Below are 19,998 nucleotides of genomic sequence, written 5' to 3'. Positions count from 1 at the left end.
CATGACCAAACCTAACACTGATGCCGGTATGCCGATTGCCCTCACCCTTGAGCCGGGCACCTATTTTCGCTGCGTCTGCGGCGGCTCGAAAAACCTCCCTTTTTGTGATGGCAACCATCGCGGCGGAGAATTGCCGATCCGATTTGAAATTAAAGAGCGGCGCAAGGTCTATTTGTGCAGCTGTGGCAATACTGGAAAGCAGCCTTTTTGCGATCAGACCTGCGGGGTTGAACTGCCGGTGGATTGAGGTTTCAACTCTTTCGTCTGTTTCGCTTTGTCAAGAAACGGCGTAATCAGTTCCATCGGCAACGGGAAGAGGATGGTCGAGTTCTTCTCCGCGGCGATTTCGGTCAGTGTCTGCAGAAAACGCAGCTGCAGGGCGCCCGATTCGGTCGAAAGCAGTTGGGCTGCCTTGGCCAGGTTGGCCGCGGCCTGGGATTCCCCTTCGGCGTGGATGATCTTGGAGCGCCGCTCGCGCTCGGCTTCGGCCTGACGGGCCATGGCGCGCTGCATTTCGATGGGCAGATCCACATGCTTGATCTCGACGTTGGAGATCTTGACCCCCCAGGGGTCGGTCTGGCGGTCGAGCAACTCTTGCAGGTTTTTATTGATCTTGTCGCGCTGTGAAAGCAGCTCATCCAGTTCGACCTGGCCGAGCACGCTGCGCAGCGAGGTCTGCGCCAGTTGGCTGGTAGCGTAGAGATACTCTTCGACCTCGATCAGCGCCTTGTCGGGATGTACCACGCGAAAATAAAGCACCGCATTAACCTTAACTGACACATTGTCGCGGGTGATGACATCTTGCGGTGGAACATCCATCGCGACGGTGCGCATGCTGACCTTGACCATGCGGTCAACCAGCGGAATCATAAAAATCAGCCCTGGGCCCTTGACGCAGGAGAAACGTCCAAGGCGAAACATCACGCCGCGTTCATATTCCCACAAAACGCGGATTGCGGAGGCGAGAATAACCACCAGAAAGAGAACGCCAATCGGCCAAGCCAAGCTTAATCCCAATCCGAACATATTATGCCTCCTTTATTAGATGTTAGCCGGGAACCTTCCGTCTCTCCGTGGGGAGCATCCGGGCTGCAGCTATTGCCTGCGTCCAACGTTGCCACTTAACTTTCCTCCGACGACAGCTGCAGCCCGGATCCCGGGCCTGGTCGCGAACCGGCTGAAACTTCAGCTAACTTTTGGGTTGTCATTTGTTGCACGCACTTCAAGCACCAGACCGTCCAAAAGTTTGACGACTTCGACTTCGGTACCGGCTTTGATCTCTATATCCGAGCGCGCTCGCCAGCGCTCGCCATGCACAAACACCTCCCCCGCGTCGTGAATATCGCTCTCGGCCCTGCCGTGCTCGCCGATCATCCCTTCCTGTCCATAAGCGATCGGACGGCTCTGGGTGCGTATGACCATCCAGCTGGCAAACAGGATGAATCCGGCGCTGACCCCTACGGTCGCGGCAATAACAGCTTTGGAGATCTGCAGATAGGGTTGACTGCTGTCGATCAGCATCAATGAGCCGAAGGCCATGGCGATGATGCCGCCGACGGTGAGCATGCCGTAGGAGGGGACCTTGACCTCCAGAATGAACATCACCACCGCCAGCAAAATCAGCAACAGCCCGACGTAGTTGATCGGCAGAGTCGAAAAGGCGAAGAACGCGAGGAGTATGCTGATGGTCCCGACCACACCCGGCAGGATGACGCCCGGCTGGGCGATCTCAAAAAAGATGCCGAGCATGCCGAGCATCATCAGCATGTAGGCGAAGGTCGGGTTGCTGAGCGCGCTGAGGATCTGCAGGCGCCAGTTCATTTCGATCTTCATGAGGGGAGCCTCGGTGGTAGTCAGGGTGAGCTTCTGTCCCTGGCGCAGGTAGGTGCGGCCATTCAACTTTTTCTGCAGTTCGCCGGTGTCGGCGGCGATTAGATCAATGACCCGCTGGTCCAGGGCTTCCTGTGCCGATGATGAGATGCTTTCGCGCACCGCTTTTTCAGCCCAGTCAAGGTTGCGTCCGCGCTGCAGAGCCAGGCTGCGCGCGTAGGCCGCGGCGTCGTTGACCAGTTTCGCTTCCATGGTCTTGTCTTGCTGCACCCCGCCCCCGATGGAAACCGGATGCGCGGCGCCGATGTTGGTTCCGGGAGCCATGGCGGCGAAATCGGCGGCCAGGGTAATGAGCGTTCCGGCCGAAGCGGCTCGTGCCCCTGCTGGGGCGACGTAGACGATGATCGGAATGCTGGAGTTGAGCTCGGCCCGAATGATCTCGCGCATCGCGCTGTCGAGGCCGCCGGGGGTGCTCAGTTCAATGAGCAGCGCCCTGTCCTTACGTGCGTTGGCGGCGATGATCTGTTCACTGATAAATTTAGCGACAATCGGATTGATGGCAGAGTCGATGGTCAGTTGAGCGATGATCGGCGTAGCCGTAGACTGCTCGGCGCCGAGGGGGACGAGAGTGAAAAAAACCAGAAGACTGACGATCAACAGCAGGCAGCGCCTCATTCGCTTTACCTTTCGGAGGCAGAATAAAAAACCTCCTTTTGACGGGGATAGGATCAGAGCAGCCTAGACTTACATTTTACCTCGAAATTGTCTCCGGCGTCAGAAATGGACAATATATTGAGATACGCATTGAGATAGAGGGGCTTTTAATGCGTGTGTGGGGGGGGGGAGTGGTGTTTTGCTCGGAATCAGTGGACTCAGATCGGCGGAATGCGCAATAGTGAACCCTGTCTGAATTTGCCCCTCAATCCAGAGAAGGTTCGCTCCTATGAACAAGACGACAAGTCCGCATGACAATGTCACCTACCAGAATGTTGGCACCGTAACCGGAGGTCCGCTGCGCGAGATCTGCCCGGAACAACGCGAAAAAGCGTTGCGCGGCGCGCAACTGCTGGCCAAATGTCTCCAACTGGAGAAGGTGGACACAATCTTCGGTTATCCGGGGGGAGCCAATCTGGAAATTTTCGATGTACTCCGTGAATTTGATATTCGCTGCATTCGCACTGAACATGAACAGGGGGCGGTGCATGCTGCCCAGGGGTATGCGCGGGCGACGGGGAAGGTCGGTGTCTGCCTGTCGACCTCGGGCCCCGGCGCGACCAACATGGTGACCGGGATCGCCGATGCGTACAGCGATTCGATCCCGATTGTCGCGATTTGCGGCAATGTCCCCTCGCACCTGCTGGGGAAAAATGCCTTCCAGGAGGTGGATATCGTCAGCATCACCCGTCCTGTGACCAAAAAAAGTACCCTGGTCAAAAAGGTCACAGATATCCCCGAAATTGTCCGCGAGGCATTTGCGCTGGCTGGCGGGAGCAGGCCGGGCCCGGTGCTGATCGATATCCCCAAGGATATTCAGCAGCAGTACCCGCGCGATCCGGAAGGGAATTATGCGCCACCGCGCATGCCGGCCGTGATTGAGGCGCCGGAAGCGGTTATTGGCGGGATCAGCGAAACTCAGCTGGAAGAGTGTCGGCGCCTGATGCGCGAAGCCCGGCGGCCAGTCATCTACGCCGGCGGCGGCGTGGTCAGCTCCAACAGTCAGGATGAACTGCTCGCATTGGCAGAGCACTTCTGTTGCCCGGTGACCACCACCCTGATGGGCCATGGCGCTTTTCCGCCCGGGCACCATCTGGCGCTCGATATTCTGGGCATGCATGGCAGCAAATACGCCAACGTGGCGGTCAACGAGGCCGATCTGGTGCTGGCCCTGGGGGTACGTTTTGATGACCGGGTCACCGGGAATGTCAGCGAATTTATCAAGCATGGCAAGATTATTCATATCGACATTGATCGCGACGAGCTGAATAAAAATAAACCGGTCACCCTGCCTATCTGCGCTAACCTGCGGCCTGCCATGAGTCAACTGATCGAGATCGTTGAATCGTCTGATCACACTGCGTGGCTGGGGTATTTGACTGATCTGCGCACCAAATTTCCGTTTCAGGTTCCCGCGAGCGAAGAGATCACGCCGCAATATGCGATCTCTCAACTGAGTGACTTGACCGATGGTGAAGCGATTGTAAGTCTGGGAGTTGGTCAACATCAGATGTGGGCTATGCAGCATTACCGCAGTCGGCAGACCCGTTCGTTTCTGAGCAGTTCAGGGTTCGGTACCATGGGTTACGGGCTTCCGGCTGCCATCGGGGCCAAGGTCGGTTGTCCCGAGCGATTGGTGATCGATATCGATGGCGACGGCTCATTGAATATGACGATTCATGAGCTGGCTGTCTGCCATCGTTACGGAATCGGGGTCAAGGTGGTTGTCATCAACAATCAATGGCTGGGGATGGTGCGTCAGTGGCAGGACATGATCTACGATGGCCATCGCTCCGGGACCGATCTGTCGGATCCCTGCATGGTCAAGGGGGGGGATGAGAGGGATATCTACCCGAACTTCATCGCCATCGCCGAAGGCTATCGGGTCAAGGCCGAGCGGGTTTCGCTTAAAGAGGAACTTCCCGCTGCATTTGCCCGGATGCTCGCCAACCCTGACGAACCCTTCCTGCTCGATATTATCGTCAAGGGCGAGGAGAACATCTATCCGATGATCCCGGCCGGCGGGACCTATCGCGATATCATCATGAGCGATGCGGATCTGCCCAAAAATTCCAGTGCGACCCAGGGGAGTAATATCTAAAAGCGCCAGCGAGGCGGGACTGGGGGCTCAAGTCGGGAGAGTGGCCGGGATCGGCCTCTTAAGAATGACGGCGGATCAACTGACCTCGAAGTGTGCGGTGTACTCCAGGATGGCGTCGATATGCTTGCGCTCTTCGGCACAGATCTCTTCGATAACCCGGGCCTGTTCTGCAGGGAAAAGGATCTTCACTTTTTCAAAATAACGCACCACGCTCTCCTCGAAGAGCAAGGACTTGGCGATGGCATCGTCAAGCGTCGGGTTCGCACTGACGATCAGGTTCTCAGTCACTTCCCTGACCAGCATTTCGATAAATTGGCCATACCCGCCAAGCAGTTTCTCCTGCGGAAGGTCGACATTCAGCGTCTGCTTTTTTAGGGTCAGATAGGTTTTATGGTGGTCATCCTCTTGCTCTACCAGCCATGAGAAGAATGCTTTGCACTCTGGTTCAGAGGCCATCTCGCTGGCCTGGGCGTAAAAATCGCGACCATATTTTTCCAGGGAGATAACCAGGTCGATAACCGCAGCTAAAGTCGTGATACTGGTACTCGCCGTAGGCATTTATTGATTCCTTGGTCAGGGGCTACAGGCAAGAATGCAGAGGAAGGAGAGAGCCCTCAATCTACTGTGTTGGCAGGCGGAAATCAAGGGGAGGGCCGACTGAAGCCCCGGTCCGGGCTAACGGAGTCAGGTGTTTTCGAGTTCGACACAGAAGGTAGCGCCACCACCGGGGGTCTCCTCAGCCCAGGCCTGGCCATTAAAGGCGCGGGCGATCTTCGCAATAATTGCCAGCCCCAGACCGGATCCGACCTGTTCACTTGCGTTCTCGCCGCGATAAAAGAGCTCAAAAATTCGACCGTGCTCTTTAGCTGGAATCCCCGGACCATGGTCCCGCACGTAAAGCCGCACCCTGTTCCCCTGTTGCCGCCCGCTGACTTCGATGGTTTCCCCTTTTCGCCCAGCGTAGTTCAGGGCGTTTCCGATCAGGTTGTGAAATATCTGGCTGATGAAGGTTTCAGGGATCTTAAGGTCAGGGACCGGATCTTGTTTTATTGCGACCCCGGTGGTCTCCAGGCGCAGGCTGAGGCTGTCAATCACCTCGGCGAGAACTTTATTGCTGTCGACAGGTTGAGATGGCCGCAGGGGGCTCTCGGCGCGGGCGAGAAGGAGCAGATTATCGACCAGGGTCAGCATCTCGCGGGTTGAATTTGCAATCATCTGCAACAGGCTGTGCTCTGGTGCGTCGAGGGTCTGTTTGCAGCGGCTTTCGAGGATTTCTGTTGCCATGAGGATGGAGGAGAGCGGGGTCCGCAGGTCATGTGACGCGGTGAAGGTGAAGGCCTCCAGCTCACGGATCAGGGCGAGCATCCGGGTTTCGTCGGCTTTGCGTTCGGTAATGTCGCGGATGAAGGTGTGATGGGTGCCATCGGGCATCATGCGGCTGTTCATGCCGATAGCGACCAGGCCTCCATCTTTGCGGGTCAGCATCCTTTCGCTCTGCACAATCTGGCCGGCCTTAAGCAGGTCGTAGCGCAGCGGGACCCTGTCCCGCTCTTCCGCGCTGAACAATTCGCCGAGGCTCATGCCGAGCAGTTCATCAAGACTGTAGCCTGTCAAGCTGACGGCGCTCTGGTTGGCGCCAATAATCTTCCCCTGAGCGTCACCCATAAAAATGGCATCGACTGCGAGTTCGACGAGATTGCGATAATGCTCTTCGCTCTCAACCAGTTGGCGATGTGCTGAGTCCTGCCCTGTCGATAGTGTCATCAGTCCTGTCCTCGGATGTGGAGATGAACTAATCTTTGGCTTCCCTCATGTGAATTCACCCCGACCTGATAGTAAATAGTAGCATCATATTGGTGGAAAATAAAAATGGCCCACCTGTTTAGAGGCCGGCCATTTTTATTTGAGGTCTTCCAGGGATGCGCGGAGTGGACCCTTCGATCACAAAAGCTGCCGCGTTTCTAGCTCATGAGTATTTAAACCGCGGCATGTTCCCGCCCGGTTTTATGCAGATAGTATTCGTACTCTCCATCGTAGATCTGCATCTGGCCATGGTCGATTTCGAAGACGCGATCGACCAGGCAACGGAGAAAGTGACGGTCGTGGCTGACGAGGATGACGGTACCGGCAAAGTTCTGCAGGGCGTCGAGCAGGACTTCGCGGGATTGAATATCCAGGTGGTTGGTCGGCTCGTCAAAGATCAGCAGGTTGATGGGTCGCGCGAGCAGGGTAGCGATGACCAGACGACTCTTTTCGCCGCCGGAGAGCCGGTCGGCCCGTTTCTCGACATCATCGCCGCGAAACAGAAAGGCGGCGGCCAGGTTGCGAATCACGCCGATGGACGCCTGGGGCAGGGTATATTGCAGGGTCTCGAAGACGGTTTTTTTCGGATCGAGGAGCTCCATCGAGTGCTGGCTGAAATAACCGAGTTCGACGTTGGCGCCCAGGGTGACGCTGCCGCTGGTCGGCTCGGTCAGACCCGCCAGGGCTTTGAGAAAGGTTGACTTCCCCGCACCGTTGATCCCGGTGACGGCGATCTTGTTGCCGCGCTGAATCATGCCGCTGATACCGCTGAACACGGGCTTTTCGCCACCTTCAGGGAGGGGCCAGCTTTTGGCCAGGCGGTCGAAGGCGACGACATCATCGCCGCTGCGCGGCGGGGCATTGAAGGTGAAGCGGATCTGCTTTTCATCAGCCGGGATCTCGATCCGTTCGATCTTCTCCAGCTTTTTGACCCTCGACTGGACCTGGGCGGCATGGGAGGCGCGGGCGGCGAAGCGCGCGATAAACTCTTCTTCTTTGGAGAGCATCTCCTGTTGCCGGCGGTGGCTGGCAATCAGCTGTTCGCGGCGGATTTCGCGTTCACGCAAATAAAAATCGTAGTTGCCGCCGTAGGTGGTGATTGTCTGTCCGGCGACCTCGACGATGCGCGTGACCAGGCGATTCATGAAGTCGCGGTCGTGACTGGTCATGAGCAGGGCCCCCTTGTAGTCAGTCGCCAGCCAGTTTTCCAGCCAGACGATCGATTCGACATCCAGGTGATTTGTCGGCTCATCGAGCAGCAGCACGTCGGGATTAAGGGTCAATATTTGTGCCAGTGCGATGCGCATCTTCCAGCCGCCGCTGAAGCTCTCGACCGGTCGATCATAGGCATCGGGGCCAATGCCCAGGCCGGTTAAAACCGCCTGCGCGCGGGGTTCGAGATCGTACCCGCCGCGGTGTTCAAATTCTTGTTGGGCATCGCCGTAGCGTTCGAGCAGGCTGGCGAGGGCCTCATCTTCAAGGGGTTCGCACATCTGTTGTTCCATGCTCGAGATCTGTTCCCCGAGGTTCATCACCTCGGCTGATGCCGCCATAACTTCGGCCAGCGCCGAGCGGCCCGACATCTCGCCGACATCCTGCGAAAAGTAGCCGATGACTACCTTCTTGCCGCAGTTGATCTCCCCCGCATCCACCTCTTCTTCGCCGGTGATCAGGCGGAAGATGGTCGATTTGCCGGCGCCGTTCGGTCCGACCATGCCGCTGCGACTGCCGGGAAGGATCTGAAAACTGGCATTATTGAACAGCACCTGCGCGCCGTGTTGTTTTTTGATATTGGTCAGATGGATCATTCGGGAATCTCCTCCACTAGCTGAAAAGTCCCGCTCTGTTAACATGTCGGATTGGCAGGCGGCAAGGATTTTATCGGAAAAGCTGGACGGAGAGAACGTTGCGGGGTACTTTGACTCCGTTTTTCTCTCTTTTTACACAGGCGAATAATGACTCTCACTCTGTACGTTGTAGCGCTGTTCTGGGGCTTGGCTGCTGGTTATTTATTGCTGCGCGGCTTGGATAGCCTGTTGGGACTCGGCTATTGCGTGCATGGACTCTTTGCCTGGCGTTGGAAAACGCTGGTCAATAAAAACGCCACCGGCCTGATTCGTCCCGGATTGATCGTCAAACTGGCATTGCGCTTGGGGGTGTACACCCTGTTGGCGGGAGTTCTGCTGGATATGGGGGCTGGCCTTGTCGGGCGCAACTCTGGTTTCAGCTATGTCGCGCCACATGGCGTCCTCTTTGCGTGTGCCGGGATCGCCATGTGGCTTGGACAGGTGCGGACCTCAACCAGACGGTTGCGGCTGGTCTGGCGCATGAGCCACGAGTTCGATTTCGCCGCGCGGCGTGAGCGGACCCAACGCCTCAAAAGTTAAATTTTCGGTGCGCTGTCAGCGAATAATCTTCCAGCTCCCGTCAGGCTGACGGCAGGCGGTGCCGTAGGCTTTCTGCACCTCGCCACCAATCCTGACGGTCTGTTGGTATTCCCGGCAGTATTCTCCGGTTTTGGCCTTGTAGGTTTCAATCGGGATGATATTCCCGCTGTTGCCAGAATCGGGATTGCGCCAGGGGGTCGCGGCGTTGGTCGGTGCATGCTCCAGCGCATATTGGGCATTCTGCTCCATTGCCATGCGGTCGGCCGCATCCAGGGTGCGTCCCACATCCTGCCCGATCAGGGCGCCCGCCAGGGTGCCGATGGCGACGGCCACCAGGCGTCCCGTGCCACTCCCCATTTGGGAGCCAACCAGGGCGCCAGTCCCGGCGCCCAACAATGTTCCCATCTGTTCTCTCTGGCCCGGTTGCGAGACGCAACCAGCTATAATCATGGTGAAAAGTGAAAGGGCGATTATTGATTTCTTCATTGTAACTCTCCTCTGCTGGTCAATAGTCCGTCGAGTTTCAGCATACCAATTAATATCAGTGTAATCCACAACTGCCGTCGCGACAGTCAGTTTTAGGCAACAGGTGCCGGAATTTGGCGAAGGTGGCGTAGCCGAGGTCGGCGGCCTGGTGAATTCCCGGCAGACCGACCGTCCATTCGAGCAGGCTGTAGAGCGGTGAGTCGGGAAAGGCACTCCAGATTTGGCTAAACGCGGCCACGCCGGTATGGAACTCCCCTGCTGAATCGCGGACATGCAATTCTTGTATAAACTGAGCGCGGCTGCGCCCATGCTCGGCGGCGTTGAAGTCGGGGGCGCTGATATCGATAAAATGCAGGCGGTCTGTGCACTCACGCCGCTGGTAGATCATCATTTCGCGGCTGCACACTCCGCAACTGCCGTCGTAGAAGACCTGCAGCGGAAACTTCGAGCTGTTTGTCATGACGACCTCCTTGACCGACATCATATCAGAGGTTGTAAGTCCCTGCAGGAGCCAGATCGGGTAATATTTTTCCTGCGGGCTCAATTTCGCTGATCCGAGTGTTGGCCTGAGGTAAGTTGCAAGGTAGTATGGGCAAAGGCTTCAGATTTTTGCTGTTGCCCGGAGCTGTCAAGTGCGACCCGGGACCATTATAACGTGGAGAATTTTGATGTTGCGGTCTCAATGGGCCCTCACTGCTTGTTGTTTTTTATTTTGTTTTCTATTGCTGTTGCCAGGCTGTGGGCCATCATCCATTTTATTATCTCCGCCGGGGGATGTGACGGGTTCGGGCGATCCGATAGCCGGGCTGATTGTCACGCAGCCTGCCGCAGGAGAGACCACCACACTGGAAACGATGCAATTCAGCATTCAGGTCGGGGCCTTTTCGGAGGTTCAGAATGCTGCGAGATTTGAAAAGGAGCTTGAGGCCAAAGGGCTTGATGCCTACTATTTTCGTGATTCTGATAACCTGTACAAAGTTCGTTTTGGAAATTATGCGCAATACCCTGCCGCCCGGGGACAGGCGGAACTGTTGCAGCGCAAGGGGGTGATCGCGCGTTTTTTTGTCGTGATCCCGGAAAGTTATCCCGCGGCGCAAATCAGGCGGAGCGGTCGCGGAAGTTTACGGGATGAACTGGTGAGGACCGCGCGTAAATTTATCGGCGTCCCCTATCTATGGGGGGGGGAGACCCAGCGGGGTTTTGATTGCAGCGGACTGACCCTGGTCTGCTATCGTATTAATGGTTTAAATCTGCCACGGAATTCAAGAGCTCAATACGACAAAGGGGTTAAGATTTCCATGGCTCAACTGCAGAAAGGGGATCTGGTCTTTTTTGCGACCCACGGTGGTAATCGGGTGACGCATGTCGGAATTTATGCCGGTGCTGGCCAATTTATTCATGCGCCGCGGACTGGCAAGACGGTGCGACTCGCGAACCTCTCCTCAAAATACTGGTCAAATGCCTACGTTGGCGGGCGAAGTTATTTGTGAAGGAAGTGGCCCCGGGCCTGTCGATTCAGGGCTGCGTTTGCCCGGCGCAAATTTCTGTTGACCTGAATTCCTGGGCTCTGTAAGATATTAAATATCATATATATTAATTAAAAATAGGAATTGGCTATGTCCCTCCCTTTTCTGGGTGATCGCAAGCTGTTTGAACAACTCCCGCAAGCAGCACTCCTTCTTGACCTGCAGGGGATGGTGCTCGCGGCTAACAAGCAGGCCTGTAGCTTGTTTCAGGCTGATGAGGCGTCGTTGCGCGGTCGGCATGCGGATGAGGCGACGGGGTTTTCGGTTCTGTCCGAGAGTGGCCCCCTCGCCGAAATTGTCAAACAGGGGAAAGGTCTGCATCGTCTGGAAACGGAAGGGATCGGGGACGGTCTGCCTTTGATCGTCGAGTTGACGCCGCTCTTCGGGGATGAGGGCTCTTGTGTGGCACTGCTGGAATCCTTTCGTCAGGCGCCGGTGATTCATGAAATGTCGGCCCGTCTGCAAAAGAAACAGGCGAGTCTGCAGGCTGAGACGGAGCGTTCGAAGGCACTGGTCAATTCAATCGCTGACGGTATTTATACGGTTGATACTTCCATGCGGATTACGGCCTTTTCGCGCAGCCTTGAGCGGATGACCGGCTTTGCAGAGGAGGAAGTTCTTGGTGCCTGTTGTCGCGACGTTCTGAAAACCAGCGTGTGTGACGTCGATTGTCCGCTGCGCTGGACGCTTGAGAATGAGAAACCGATTCAAAATTGTCGCGCCACTCTTGTCAGTCGGGTCGGTGGCAACATCCCTGCCTTTATCTCTTCCGACCTGTTACGAGATTCCGATGGAAAGATCAGCGGTTGTATCGGGATTGTGCGCGATCGGTCCGAGGTTGAAAAACTAAAAAAACGTTTAGGGGATAGTCTCTCTTTTAGTGATTTTGTCGGCAAAAGCAAGACGATGGCCGAGCTCTTTGAGCTGGCGGACAATGTGGCCGCCACCGAGGCAACGGTGCTGATTCAAGGTGAGAGCGGCACCGGCAAAGAGATTATGGCACGGACCATTCACTACCGTTCCGAACGCCGGAATAAGCCTTTTGTGCGGGTCAACTGTGCCGCATTGACCGACAGTTTGCTTGAAAGCGAACTGTTTGGCCATGACAGGGGAGCCTTTACCGGGGCGATTCGTGACAAGCCGGGGCGTTTTGAACTGGCTGAGGGCGGCACACTGTTTCTGGACGAGATCGGAGATACCTCCTTCGCCTTGCAAGCCAAGCTGTTACGCGCTGTGCAAGAACGTGAATTTGAGCGTGTCGGTGGGGTCAAGACCCTTAAGGCGGATGTGCGAGTGATCGCGGCGACCAACAAGGATCTGCGCAAAGAGGTCGCACAGGGGCTTTTTCGTGAGGACCTTTACTATCGACTGTGTGTCGTTCCGCTGCATCTTCCGCCCTTGCGGGAGCGGAAAGAAGATATTCCGTTGTTGGTGGAGTTCTTTATCGAAAAATTTAATGCCCGCGGCGAGCGAATCCAGGAAATTTCAACCCGCGCCATGGCGCTGATGATGGAATACAATTGGCCTGGAAATGTGCGGGAACTTGAAAATGCGGTGGAACATGCCTATGTCACCAGTACTTCAGGGCGAATCGAACGCCGCTTCCTGCCGGTTCAGATGCAGGGATATATAACCAAAGCGACAAATATTGCCGATGACTCTGAAGGGGGTGAGCAGCGCGAGTTGCAGCAGGTCCTTGAGCGTTGTCGCTGGCAAAAAAGTGCGGCAGCTGATGCGCTTGGGATCAGTCGCACGACCCTGTGGCGCCGTATGAAGAATGCGGGTCTGGTCTAGGAGCCTGCTGGACTATCCATGAGCTGGCTGCAAATCCGACTGTTTGGCCCAGATTTCAGCTCCTTTTTGCCCCATAGCTATGGCTATGAGCCTGCAACCGAGCCAAAATCTGATCTCAACCATTCGAATTTTCGCTTCAACCCGCATAGTCCAGCAGGCTCCAAGGACCCTGCTGGACTATGCGGGTTGGAAAATTGATTTTGCATTTGGGTTTTTAAACGGATCGGCAAGGGAGTCATGGACAACATGCTTGAGAATTATCAACGCCAGGAGCTGTATCGGTTTTTTGCGAGAATATTCAGCTACCCTGATATTTCTCTGATTGGAGATTTATCTGATGAGGTTGCCGCGGCGGCCACCCTTCTTTCATCTCACCCCCCGCAGTTGAACGCTCTCCCGGATCTGGTTGAACTGCAAACTGGTTATACTGAACTTTTTATCAGCCGACTGGGCGGCGTCCCGGCACCCCCTTATGGTTCGGTTTATCTCGAAAAAGAGGGGCAGTTGATGGGGCAAACAACACTTTGCGTTTTGAGCGCTTACGAAGGAGAGGGTTTGAACCATGAGGAAGGTGGTGAACCCCCCGATTTTATTGCGACCGAAATGGAGTTTCTCTACTTTCTGGTAGGGAAGGAGATCGATGCCTTGTCGCGCAATGACCTTGAGGCAGCTCATAGCTTACGTCAGAAACAGGTCGATTTCTGTCATTCCTTGCTGCAGCCCTGGGTTTATCCGTTTTGCCAGCGAATTCTGCGGGTCGAGAGTGCCCACCAGGTTTACCGTTGGTCGGCAGAGATTTTGATGCTGTTTTGTCAACATGAAGAAGAACTCTGCGATGTAAGTTGACAGTTCAGTCGGGTTGAAGGTTGGTAAAGTATGAAGCATCGGAATTTTCCCTGGTGCTTTTTTTATTGATTTCTTACCGATAACTTCTTTCGCAGATAGCAGAAACTGTTTTCCAGTGAAACAAAATGTTTCCAGAAACGAAATGTTTCAATCCTCGCAAATTCTCGACAAACAACCGTAGAATGCAGGCCCCTCCCGAATTTTATCGCCGAACATTAGAAACAAATCGTTTCGTATCTGTTTGCCGCCCTCAGGTGTTTTTTTAAAAACCCCTATAGTTTCGAAGTTTTACAAAAAGCATTCTGCTTGGCATATATCTTGATAGTACTATATTGAGAAATTTAGATATCGCGTAAAACATATTTAATCTCTATCAATGTCCTGGCCAATTTCGTTGAAAATTGTCTTGCCAGTAACGCAACAACAATAGTAACCGCTGCGAATATTCGTCTGGTTGTTCGTGGCATAAACATCTCAAGGCTTGAGAAGGAGCAGAAAATGAAATTGATGAAGGTTCTGATCGTGATGATGGTGGTGGTTTTTGCTTGCACAGCAGTCTTTGCTGCAGAGGGCGGTAACTCGCGTAAAGGCAAATATCTCTACAAGAAAAATTGCAAAGTCTGTCATGTCTCCGGTGCCGAGGGTGGAGAGCTAACCCCGCTGTCGAAAACCCAGAAACAGTGGGATCGCTTCTTTAACGAGGACAAACACAAGAAAAGTCCCGAGGTCATGAAAAAGTTTTCCGAAAAGGATCTGAAGGATATCAATCAGTTCCTGTTTGACCACGCTGTTGACTCAGACCAACCTGAAACCTGCGGCTGAGCAGGGATTTTAACTTATAAATATGGAGGAATGACGATGCAAAAGTTTTTGACCCTGTTGATGGTCCTGTTGCTGCTGGCCCCTGCCACGGTTATGGCAGCGACTGTTGATCAACTGCAGCAGCAGTTGGACGAATTGAGTTCTCGGCTTGATAAGGCCGAGCGTAAGGTCGCAACTGACCGGATAAGTTTCTACGGCGACCTGCGAGTTAAGGCCGATTCAACCAAGCAAAAGGTAACGGTTGCACAGGGGATGATGACCACCGCAGGATTTTTTGCCCTTCCCAAGGCTGAATTTGACGAGACCAACGCGCTTCTTTATACGACCCGTCTGCGTCTTGGGATGAAGGCTCACATTGCTGATAATATGGAGTTTATGGGCCGCCTGAACATGTATAAAAACTGGGGTGATTCGACTGGGGCCAAGGTCATGGACTCCTGGAACGCCTTCACCATGGACGGCACCGACGGTGGTAACACCAACGGCGATTTCCTGCGGGTCGAGCGGGCCTTTTTTGTCTGGAAAGACATTGCTGACAGCCCCTTTTATCTGTCGATCGGCCGTCGGCCCTCGACCTATGGCGCACCGGCCAACTACCGCGAAAACGAGCTGCGCGGCGGCACCCCTTCGGGCCATCTGGTCAATTTCAACTTTGACGGCATCACCATCGGTTACCACCTGAGCGATCTGACTGAAGTGGAAGGGCAGACCCTGCGTTTCTGCTACGGCCAGGGCTATGAGTCGCAGTATGGCAATGGCACTCTTTATCGTGAAACGGATGTCAAAGACACCCATCTCGGCGGGTTTAACTTCGACGTCTGGAATACCGATGCTTCCTGGCTGCAGATGACGTTGTTTGGGGTCAAGGACGTCAGCGATGGTTTCAAAGGGTTAGCGGTCATGCCTATGGGACTTGCAGCGGACGGCTCAAATCCATTGGGCTATATTTCACGTCTGCAGGCTTCGACCAATATTGGTGACATGATACTGGCAGGTGTCGGTGGTGGTGTCTCCCTCATGAATGGCATGAACTTCTTCGGTTCCTTCGGTTACACCCGGACTATTGCCAATAATAACTTTAATGGTATGGGCTTCGGCGGTCTCTTGTCGGATGCGGCGCCAATTTATGATGCTGCAACAGGGGCACCTACTGGAAATTACGCGCAAGATGGAGTTGGCAAAGATCACAACGGTTATTCGGTCTACGTCGGCATGCAGATTCCTGCCCCCATGGGTAAGCTGGGCCTGGAGTACAACTACGGTTCAGAATATTGGATTCCCTTTACCCAGGCACAGGACGATGTCTTAGGCTCCAAACTGGCAACTCGTGGTCATGTCGGTGAAGTCTATTATATCTTCGATATCAATCCGAGGGCCTTCATCAAGCTTGGTGCGCTTTACTATGATTATCAGTACACTGGTAGCGGCTCTCCGGTCGGTAAGCCACAGAAGGTTGCTGATGTTAAAGATGGGAAAGCTTACTCGGCGTTCCCGGTGGTTGACACCGCTGTGGATGTAAATCTGTCCATGACAGTTAAGTTTTAAATTTTATCCGGGGAGGACGGCGCTTTATCCGTCCTCCCTTTATTTTGGATTAAAACATTCAAGTATCTAGATTATTGAGTTAATTATTAAGCCGGCAGGTTTGGATGTTCATGAGGCCGGCAAGGCGAAAAGGAGTTTGACGTGGCACGACTGATCGATAAAAAACTGAGTCGTCGGCGTTTTCTGGGGACTTCGGGATGTGCGCTGGCTGTCGCGACAGTCGGGGCACAAACGACGGTACTCAAGGCGCTGGCCGATTCTGGCGAGGTCACAACGTCGAAGATGGGAGGGACGAAGGATGTCTTTACCGCCTGTGGCATGTGTGTCAACAAATGTGGCGTGATCGCACGGGTTCGCGATGGACGAATCCACAAGCTGGATCCGAACCCCGAATACATCAAGAGCCGCGGCATGCTTTGCGCCCGTGGAAATGCCGGCGTCAAGGTGGTTTATGATCCTGATCGCCTGAAATATCCACTGATCCGCTCAGGCAAACGGGGTGAGGGAAAATGGCGGCGTGCCAGCTGGGACGAGGCTCTCGACCTGGTGGCGAAGAATATGAATGAGATCGCCGAAAAATATACCCGGGCCGGGGTGATGTTCGCCTCGACCGAGGGGACCTTTCAGGAACACTTTTTCCTGCAAATGGCGGAATGCTTCGGTTCGCCGAATACGGTACGCCATCCGAGCCTATGTTTGTCTTCCAACATTCAAGGGTTCAGCGCCACTTACGGCACATTCCCGACGCCGGACGTTCTCAATGCGGATTACATCATCATGGCGGGAGCCAATCGCAGCGAAGCTCTGATCACCCCGGATTCCATTGATCAGCTCAAGGGTGACGGCGGTCGACGCAAACTGATTTACCTTGATCCACGCTTCACCAAAACCGCCGCCAAGGCCGATGAGTGGTTTCCGATCAAGCCGGGATCGGATATGGCCTTTGTCCTGGCGATGATTAACGTCATTGTTGGCGAAGGGCGGTATGCCAAAGATTTTGTCGAGAAGATGACAGTCGGTTTCGATATGCTGGTGCCGCACGTCAAGCAGTACACTCCTGAATGGGCGGCCGTGGAGTGTGAAATCCCGGCCGAGGATATCAAACGCATTGCGCGGGAGTTCGCCAAGGCCGCGCCCAAGGCGGTGTTCTATCCCGGACGCCGTTCTTCATTTGCTGATGACGATGTTCAGTTGCGCCGGGCAATGGCTATTCTCAATGCCGTTGTCGGCAACTGGGATACCGAGGGTGGCCTGGTGCCCAACAGCCATATCCCATTACAGAACCATGACTATCTGGCCCCCTGGTATGATGGTGTGCCCCTTCGTATCGACAATGGCAGCGCCGCATTTCTGTCTGAGAAAGACGGCTCCTGGACTGCGATGCGTGACCGGATTCTCGAGGAAAAGCCTTATCCGGTCAAAGGGATGATGATTTATAAACAGAACGTGTTGATGTCGGTGCCTAATCGCGCCAAAACCATGAAGATGATGGATCAGATGGATTTTATCTGCACCATCGATATCGCCATGAGCGATACCGCCTGGTATTCGGATGTTGTGTTGCCCGAAGCAACCTACCTTGAACGCCAGGATCCGCTTGAATCGATCGGTGGAATCCTGCCGGTTGTGGCCTTTCGGCAGCCCTGCATTGAACCGTTGTTTGAGAGTAAACCGAATCTCTGGATCATGCAGAATCTGGCGAAACGGCTGAGCTCGGATATTGCCGATACCTTTGATTTTACGATGGATGACTACATCCATCATCAGGTTGAAAAGAATCCCAAAATTCTTAAGGATCTTAAGAGTAAGGGCGTTCATTACATGAAGGTGGAGCCGAGTTACGGCTTGACGAAAGGGAAACGGCTGAGAACCAAGACAGGCAAAATTGAAATTTATTCTGAAAACTATGTCAAGAAGGGGCTCGATCCCATGCCGGTCTACAAGCGGCATGCCGGGGTTCCGACCGGGAAATTTCGTTTGATCGTAGGACGCAACGCCTATTTCACCCACGGGACCACGGCAAATAATGCCTATCTGCATGATCTGATGCCGGAGAATGCACTGTGGCTGAATACGCAGTCTGCCAAAAAGATGGGCCTGCGCGACGGGCAGATGGTTAAGGTCAAGAGCAATGTCGGCGAGGGGACGCTCAAACTGGAGGTAACAGACAAGATCCGTCCTGATTGTGTCTATATGGCACATGGGTTCGGGGTTATCTCCAAAGGCCAATCGTTGATCTATGGCGTTGGCGCCTGTGATGCAGCCCTGATCGAGGAAAAACTCGAGCCTATTTCTGGCAATGTCGCCATGCATCAGACCTTTGTCGACGTCAGCCCCGCTTGAAGGGGGCAGCAGTTAAGGAGTTGAAAAGATGAAAGAAAAACGCTACGCCATCGTCCTTGACACCAGACGGTGCATCGATTGCAAGGCCTGTACGGTGGCCTGCAAGGCGGAAAATAATGTTCCGATTGGTAATGAGACCTATCGCAATTGGGTCACCGAAGATCCTTTGCGGGGGACTTATCCCCATCTTGGTCAGAGTTTCGCGCCGAGTCAGTGTAATCAGTGCGAAAACCCGCCATGTAATTCCGTCTGCCCGACCAGCGCTACCGGGATCACGGCCGGGGGCATCGTGACGGTCAACCCGGATAAATGCATCGGCTGTAAATATTGCATGCTGGCCTGTCCTTATGACGCACGTTATTACAACGAAGAGACAGGTGTGATCGACAAATGCACCTTCTGTATCCAGCGGATAGTTGTGGGGGGCATTCCGGCCTGTGTTGAAACCTGCCCGACCAAGGTTCGGGTCTTTGGAGATCTGAATGATCCCAGTTCCGAGGTTTCAATGCTGCTGGCTAAAAATAAGCACCGCGTTCTCAAACCGGAAATGGGTACTAAGCCGTATCTGTTCTATTTGATTTAGGAGAAGACGACTATGTCAACCCTGGCTAAAAAACCTGGTTATATCCTGTGGTTTGCGTTCCTCGGGGCCTGTCTGATTGCCGCGGTAGGTGCCGCGGGCTACAGTTATATGGTCGGCCATGAACATGCCTTTAACGTTTCACGCGGGGTGCCATGGGGCATCTTGATTTCGACCTACGTTTTCATGGCGATATCCTGCTCCGGGCTCTGCCTCATCTCCAGTTTAGGGCATGTGTTCGGGTTTCACGAGTTCAACCTGATCTGTCGTCGCGCGATCCTGCTGGCGATCGTTTGTCTGATGGGGGCTTTTGGTGCCATCGGGATGGATCTGGAACGTCCTTTTAATATGATTTATACCCTGCTGTCGCCGAACTTTTCTTCCGCTATCTGGTGGATGGGCACGGTTTACGGCATATATCTGGTCGTGCTGATTGTTGAGTTTTATGCGCTCATGACCGATAACCAGAAGCTGTCAATGGTAACGGGTACCCTCGGCTTTCTGTTTGCCATCGCCGCACCTTCGGTCTTGGGCTCGGTCTTCGGCTTAACCCTGGCACGCTCGTTCTGGCATGGCGCTTTTCTACCGGTTTATATCCTGATTACTGCATTGGTCTCGGGAACGGCGCTGATTTGTCTGGTAATGTACTTTCATCACGCCCTGCGTGGGCTGCTGATGGATGATACCGATAAACGTGTTATCAGGCTGCTCGGCCGCATTTTGCGCCTGATGATTTTTGTTCTGATCTTCTCTGTGTTCTGGAATGTGATTGTCGGCCTCTACGGTCAGCAACCCGGTCACTACGAACCAGTCATGGCCCTGGTTAACGGCGATTTATCAGCTAATTTCTGGTTGGGTGAAGTGCTTGTCGGTCTGTTGATTCCCCTGGGGCTGTTGTTGCGAAAAAATAGAACCCCCTTTACCACGATGCTGGCAAGCCTGATGGCGTTAATCGGGATGTTTTTCATGCGCTATGACATGACCATCGCTGGCCAGATTTATCCGATGCGTCAGGGCGCCAAAGGGCTTGTCGGTGGTGTATTCACTTACACCCCTTCAATTGCTGAGGTGCTGATTGTCGTCGGTTGTATCGCCTTCAGCGCGTTCGCCTATACCCTGATTGAAAGGTTTGTCTCCCTCGATCTTGAAAGTGAACAACACTGATAATCGCCAGAGGAACAACCGGTCAGGGCAGATTGACGTCCTGATCATTCCTGCCTC

The 19,998-nt window shown here is 54.3% G+C and carries 18 protein-coding genes; 11 read left to right on the top strand and 7 right to left on the bottom strand.

Annotation, left to right across the window (positions count from 1 at the left end):
• The first annotated feature begins 1 nt into the window (after window position 1).
• Entirely contained in the window at window positions 2–247 is a 246-nt protein-coding gene (locus tag D888_RS0116240) for a CDGSH iron-sulfur domain-containing protein (protein ID WP_020677628.1), read from the top strand.
• On the opposite strand, the gene D888_RS0116235 is transcribed toward D888_RS0116240, so the two are convergent.
• On the bottom strand, window positions 214–1,026 hold the full coding sequence (locus D888_RS0116235; protein ID WP_020677627.1) for a slipin family protein: 813 nt from the start codon (window positions 1,024–1,026) through the stop codon (window positions 214–216). The genes D888_RS0116240 and D888_RS0116235 overlap by 34 nt on opposite strands.
• Before the next feature lie 159 nt (window positions 1,027–1,185).
• Window positions 1,186–2,505 carry an NfeD family protein gene (locus tag D888_RS0116230; protein WP_020677626.1) on the bottom strand — a complete coding sequence of 440 codons (1,320 nt, stop codon included), beginning with the start codon at window positions 2,503–2,505 and terminating at the stop codon, window positions 1,186–1,188.
• A gap of 268 nt (window positions 2,506–2,773) precedes the next feature.
• On the opposite strand from D888_RS0116230, the gene ilvB reads away from it, so the two are divergent.
• Entirely contained in the window at window positions 2,774–4,645 is a 1,872-nt protein-coding gene (ilvB, locus tag D888_RS0116225) for a biosynthetic-type acetolactate synthase large subunit (RefSeq protein ID WP_020677625.1), read from the top strand.
• 75 nt (window positions 4,646–4,720) lie between these two features.
• On the opposite strand, the gene D888_RS0116220 is transcribed toward ilvB, so the two are convergent.
• The 3 genes from D888_RS0116220 to D888_RS0116210 all read right to left on the bottom strand — a co-directional run bounded on the left by D888_RS0116220 (window position 4,721) and on the right by D888_RS0116210 (window position 8,256).
• Window positions 4,721–5,203 (bottom strand): ferritin-like domain-containing protein, encoded by a 483-nt coding sequence (locus tag D888_RS0116220; protein WP_020677624.1) that lies wholly within the window; start codon window positions 5,201–5,203, stop codon window positions 4,721–4,723.
• A 126-nt stretch (window positions 5,204–5,329) separates the two neighbouring features.
• On the bottom strand, window positions 5,330–6,409 hold the full coding sequence (locus D888_RS0116215) for an ATP-binding protein (protein WP_020677623.1): 1,080 nt from the start codon (window positions 6,407–6,409) through the stop codon (window positions 5,330–5,332).
• Between the two features lie 212 nt (window positions 6,410–6,621).
• Window positions 6,622–8,256, bottom strand: coding sequence for an ABC-F family ATP-binding cassette domain-containing protein (locus tag D888_RS0116210; RefSeq protein ID WP_020677622.1), 1,635 nt, complete (start codon window positions 8,254–8,256; stop codon window positions 6,622–6,624).
• A 147-nt stretch (window positions 8,257–8,403) separates the two neighbouring features.
• On the opposite strand from D888_RS0116210, the gene D888_RS0116205 reads away from it, so the two are divergent.
• Window positions 8,404–8,835 (top strand): hypothetical protein, encoded by a 432-nt coding sequence (locus D888_RS0116205; protein WP_020677621.1) that lies wholly within the window; start codon window positions 8,404–8,406, stop codon window positions 8,833–8,835.
• A 15-nt stretch (window positions 8,836–8,850) separates the two neighbouring features.
• On the opposite strand, the gene D888_RS0116200 is transcribed toward D888_RS0116205, so the two are convergent.
• Window positions 8,851–9,321 (bottom strand): RT0821/Lpp0805 family surface protein, encoded by a 471-nt coding sequence (locus tag D888_RS0116200; RefSeq protein ID WP_020677620.1) that lies wholly within the window; start codon window positions 9,319–9,321, stop codon window positions 8,851–8,853.
• Between the two features lie 55 nt (window positions 9,322–9,376).
• Window positions 9,377–9,781 (bottom strand): thiol-disulfide oxidoreductase DCC family protein, encoded by a 405-nt coding sequence (locus D888_RS0116195; RefSeq protein ID WP_026362445.1) that lies wholly within the window; start codon window positions 9,779–9,781, stop codon window positions 9,377–9,379.
• 208 nt (window positions 9,782–9,989) lie between these two features.
• Between D888_RS0116195 and D888_RS0116190 the strand changes: the two genes are divergently transcribed.
• The 8 genes from D888_RS0116190 (at window position 9,990) to nrfD (ending at window position 19,941) form a co-directional block, all read left to right on the top strand.
• Entirely contained in the window at window positions 9,990–10,811 is an 822-nt protein-coding gene (locus tag D888_RS0116190; RefSeq protein WP_245555020.1) for a C40 family peptidase, read from the top strand.
• Between the two features lie 126 nt (window positions 10,812–10,937).
• Window positions 10,938–12,641 carry a sigma 54-interacting transcriptional regulator gene (locus tag D888_RS0116185; RefSeq protein WP_020677617.1) on the top strand — a complete coding sequence of 568 codons (1,704 nt, stop codon included), beginning with the start codon at window positions 10,938–10,940 and terminating at the stop codon, window positions 12,639–12,641.
• Between the two features lie 237 nt (window positions 12,642–12,878).
• Entirely contained in the window at window positions 12,879–13,487 is a 609-nt protein-coding gene (locus D888_RS23365; RefSeq protein WP_020677615.1) for a TorD/DmsD family molecular chaperone, read from the top strand.
• Between the two features lie 498 nt (window positions 13,488–13,985).
• Complete coding sequence (locus tag D888_RS0116170) at window positions 13,986–14,309, top strand: c-type cytochrome (protein ID WP_020677614.1); 324 nt, start codon at window positions 13,986–13,988, stop codon at window positions 14,307–14,309.
• A gap of 36 nt (window positions 14,310–14,345) precedes the next feature.
• On the top strand, window positions 14,346–15,854 hold the full coding sequence (locus D888_RS0116165) for a DUF3373 family protein (protein ID WP_020677613.1): 1,509 nt from the start codon (window positions 14,346–14,348) through the stop codon (window positions 15,852–15,854).
• Between the two features lie 141 nt (window positions 15,855–15,995).
• On the top strand, window positions 15,996–18,197 hold the full coding sequence (locus D888_RS0116160) for a molybdopterin-containing oxidoreductase family protein (RefSeq protein ID WP_020677612.1): 2,202 nt from the start codon (window positions 15,996–15,998) through the stop codon (window positions 18,195–18,197).
• A gap of 28 nt (window positions 18,198–18,225) precedes the next feature.
• Entirely contained in the window at window positions 18,226–18,780 is a 555-nt protein-coding gene (locus D888_RS0116155; RefSeq protein ID WP_020677611.1) for a 4Fe-4S dicluster domain-containing protein, read from the top strand.
• Window positions 18,781–18,792: 12 nt separating this feature from the next.
• Entirely contained in the window at window positions 18,793–19,941 is a 1,149-nt protein-coding gene (nrfD, locus tag D888_RS22050; RefSeq protein ID WP_020677610.1) for an NrfD/PsrC family molybdoenzyme membrane anchor subunit, read from the top strand.
• Window positions 19,942–19,998: the final 57 nt, after the last annotated feature.

The sequence above is a fragment of the Geopsychrobacter electrodiphilus DSM 16401 genome (assembly GCF_000384395.1).
Lineage (GTDB): Bacteria > Desulfobacterota > Desulfuromonadia > Desulfuromonadales > Geopsychrobacteraceae > Geopsychrobacter > Geopsychrobacter electrodiphilus.
The sequence above is the reverse complement of the archived record's forward strand: the minus strand, read 5'-3'. Positions and strand labels throughout refer to the sequence as shown.

What these genes read in the sequence shown, in the direction of transcription:
- D888_RS0116240 (WP_020677628.1), top strand. Translation starts at nt 2, where the DNA reads ATGACCAAACCTAACACTGATGCCGGTATGCCGATTGCCCTCACCCTT.
- D888_RS0116235 (WP_020677627.1), bottom strand. Translation starts at nt 1,026, where the DNA reads ATGTTCGGATTGGGATTAAGCTTGGCTTGGCCGATTGGCGTTCTCTTT.
- D888_RS0116230 (WP_020677626.1), bottom strand. Translation starts at nt 2,505, where the DNA reads ATGAGGCGCTGCCTGCTGTTGATCGTCAGTCTTCTGGTTTTTTTCACT.
- ilvB (WP_020677625.1), top strand. Translation starts at nt 2,774, where the DNA reads ATGAACAAGACGACAAGTCCGCATGACAATGTCACCTACCAGAATGTT.
- D888_RS0116220 (WP_020677624.1), bottom strand. Translation starts at nt 5,203, where the DNA reads ATGCCTACGGCGAGTACCAGTATCACGACTTTAGCTGCGGTTATCGAC.
- D888_RS0116215 (WP_020677623.1), bottom strand. Translation starts at nt 6,409, where the DNA reads ATGACACTATCGACAGGGCAGGACTCAGCACATCGCCAACTGGTTGAG.
- D888_RS0116210 (WP_020677622.1), bottom strand. Translation starts at nt 8,256, where the DNA reads ATGATCCATCTGACCAATATCAAAAAACAACACGGCGCGCAGGTGCTG.
- D888_RS0116205 (WP_020677621.1), top strand. Translation starts at nt 8,404, where the DNA reads ATGACTCTCACTCTGTACGTTGTAGCGCTGTTCTGGGGCTTGGCTGCT.
- D888_RS0116200 (WP_020677620.1), bottom strand. Translation starts at nt 9,321, where the DNA reads ATGAAGAAATCAATAATCGCCCTTTCACTTTTCACCATGATTATAGCT.
- D888_RS0116195 (WP_026362445.1), bottom strand. Translation starts at nt 9,781, where the DNA reads ATGACAAACAGCTCGAAGTTTCCGCTGCAGGTCTTCTACGACGGCAGT.
- D888_RS0116190 (WP_245555020.1), top strand. Translation starts at nt 9,990, where the DNA reads ATGTTGCGGTCTCAATGGGCCCTCACTGCTTGTTGTTTTTTATTTTGT.
- D888_RS0116185 (WP_020677617.1), top strand. Translation starts at nt 10,938, where the DNA reads ATGTCCCTCCCTTTTCTGGGTGATCGCAAGCTGTTTGAACAACTCCCG.
- D888_RS23365 (WP_020677615.1), top strand. Translation starts at nt 12,879, where the DNA reads ATGGACAACATGCTTGAGAATTATCAACGCCAGGAGCTGTATCGGTTT.
- D888_RS0116170 (WP_020677614.1), top strand. Translation starts at nt 13,986, where the DNA reads ATGAAATTGATGAAGGTTCTGATCGTGATGATGGTGGTGGTTTTTGCT.
- D888_RS0116165 (WP_020677613.1), top strand. Translation starts at nt 14,346, where the DNA reads ATGCAAAAGTTTTTGACCCTGTTGATGGTCCTGTTGCTGCTGGCCCCT.
- D888_RS0116155 (WP_020677611.1), top strand. Translation starts at nt 18,226, where the DNA reads ATGAAAGAAAAACGCTACGCCATCGTCCTTGACACCAGACGGTGCATC.
- nrfD (WP_020677610.1), top strand. Translation starts at nt 18,793, where the DNA reads ATGTCAACCCTGGCTAAAAAACCTGGTTATATCCTGTGGTTTGCGTTC.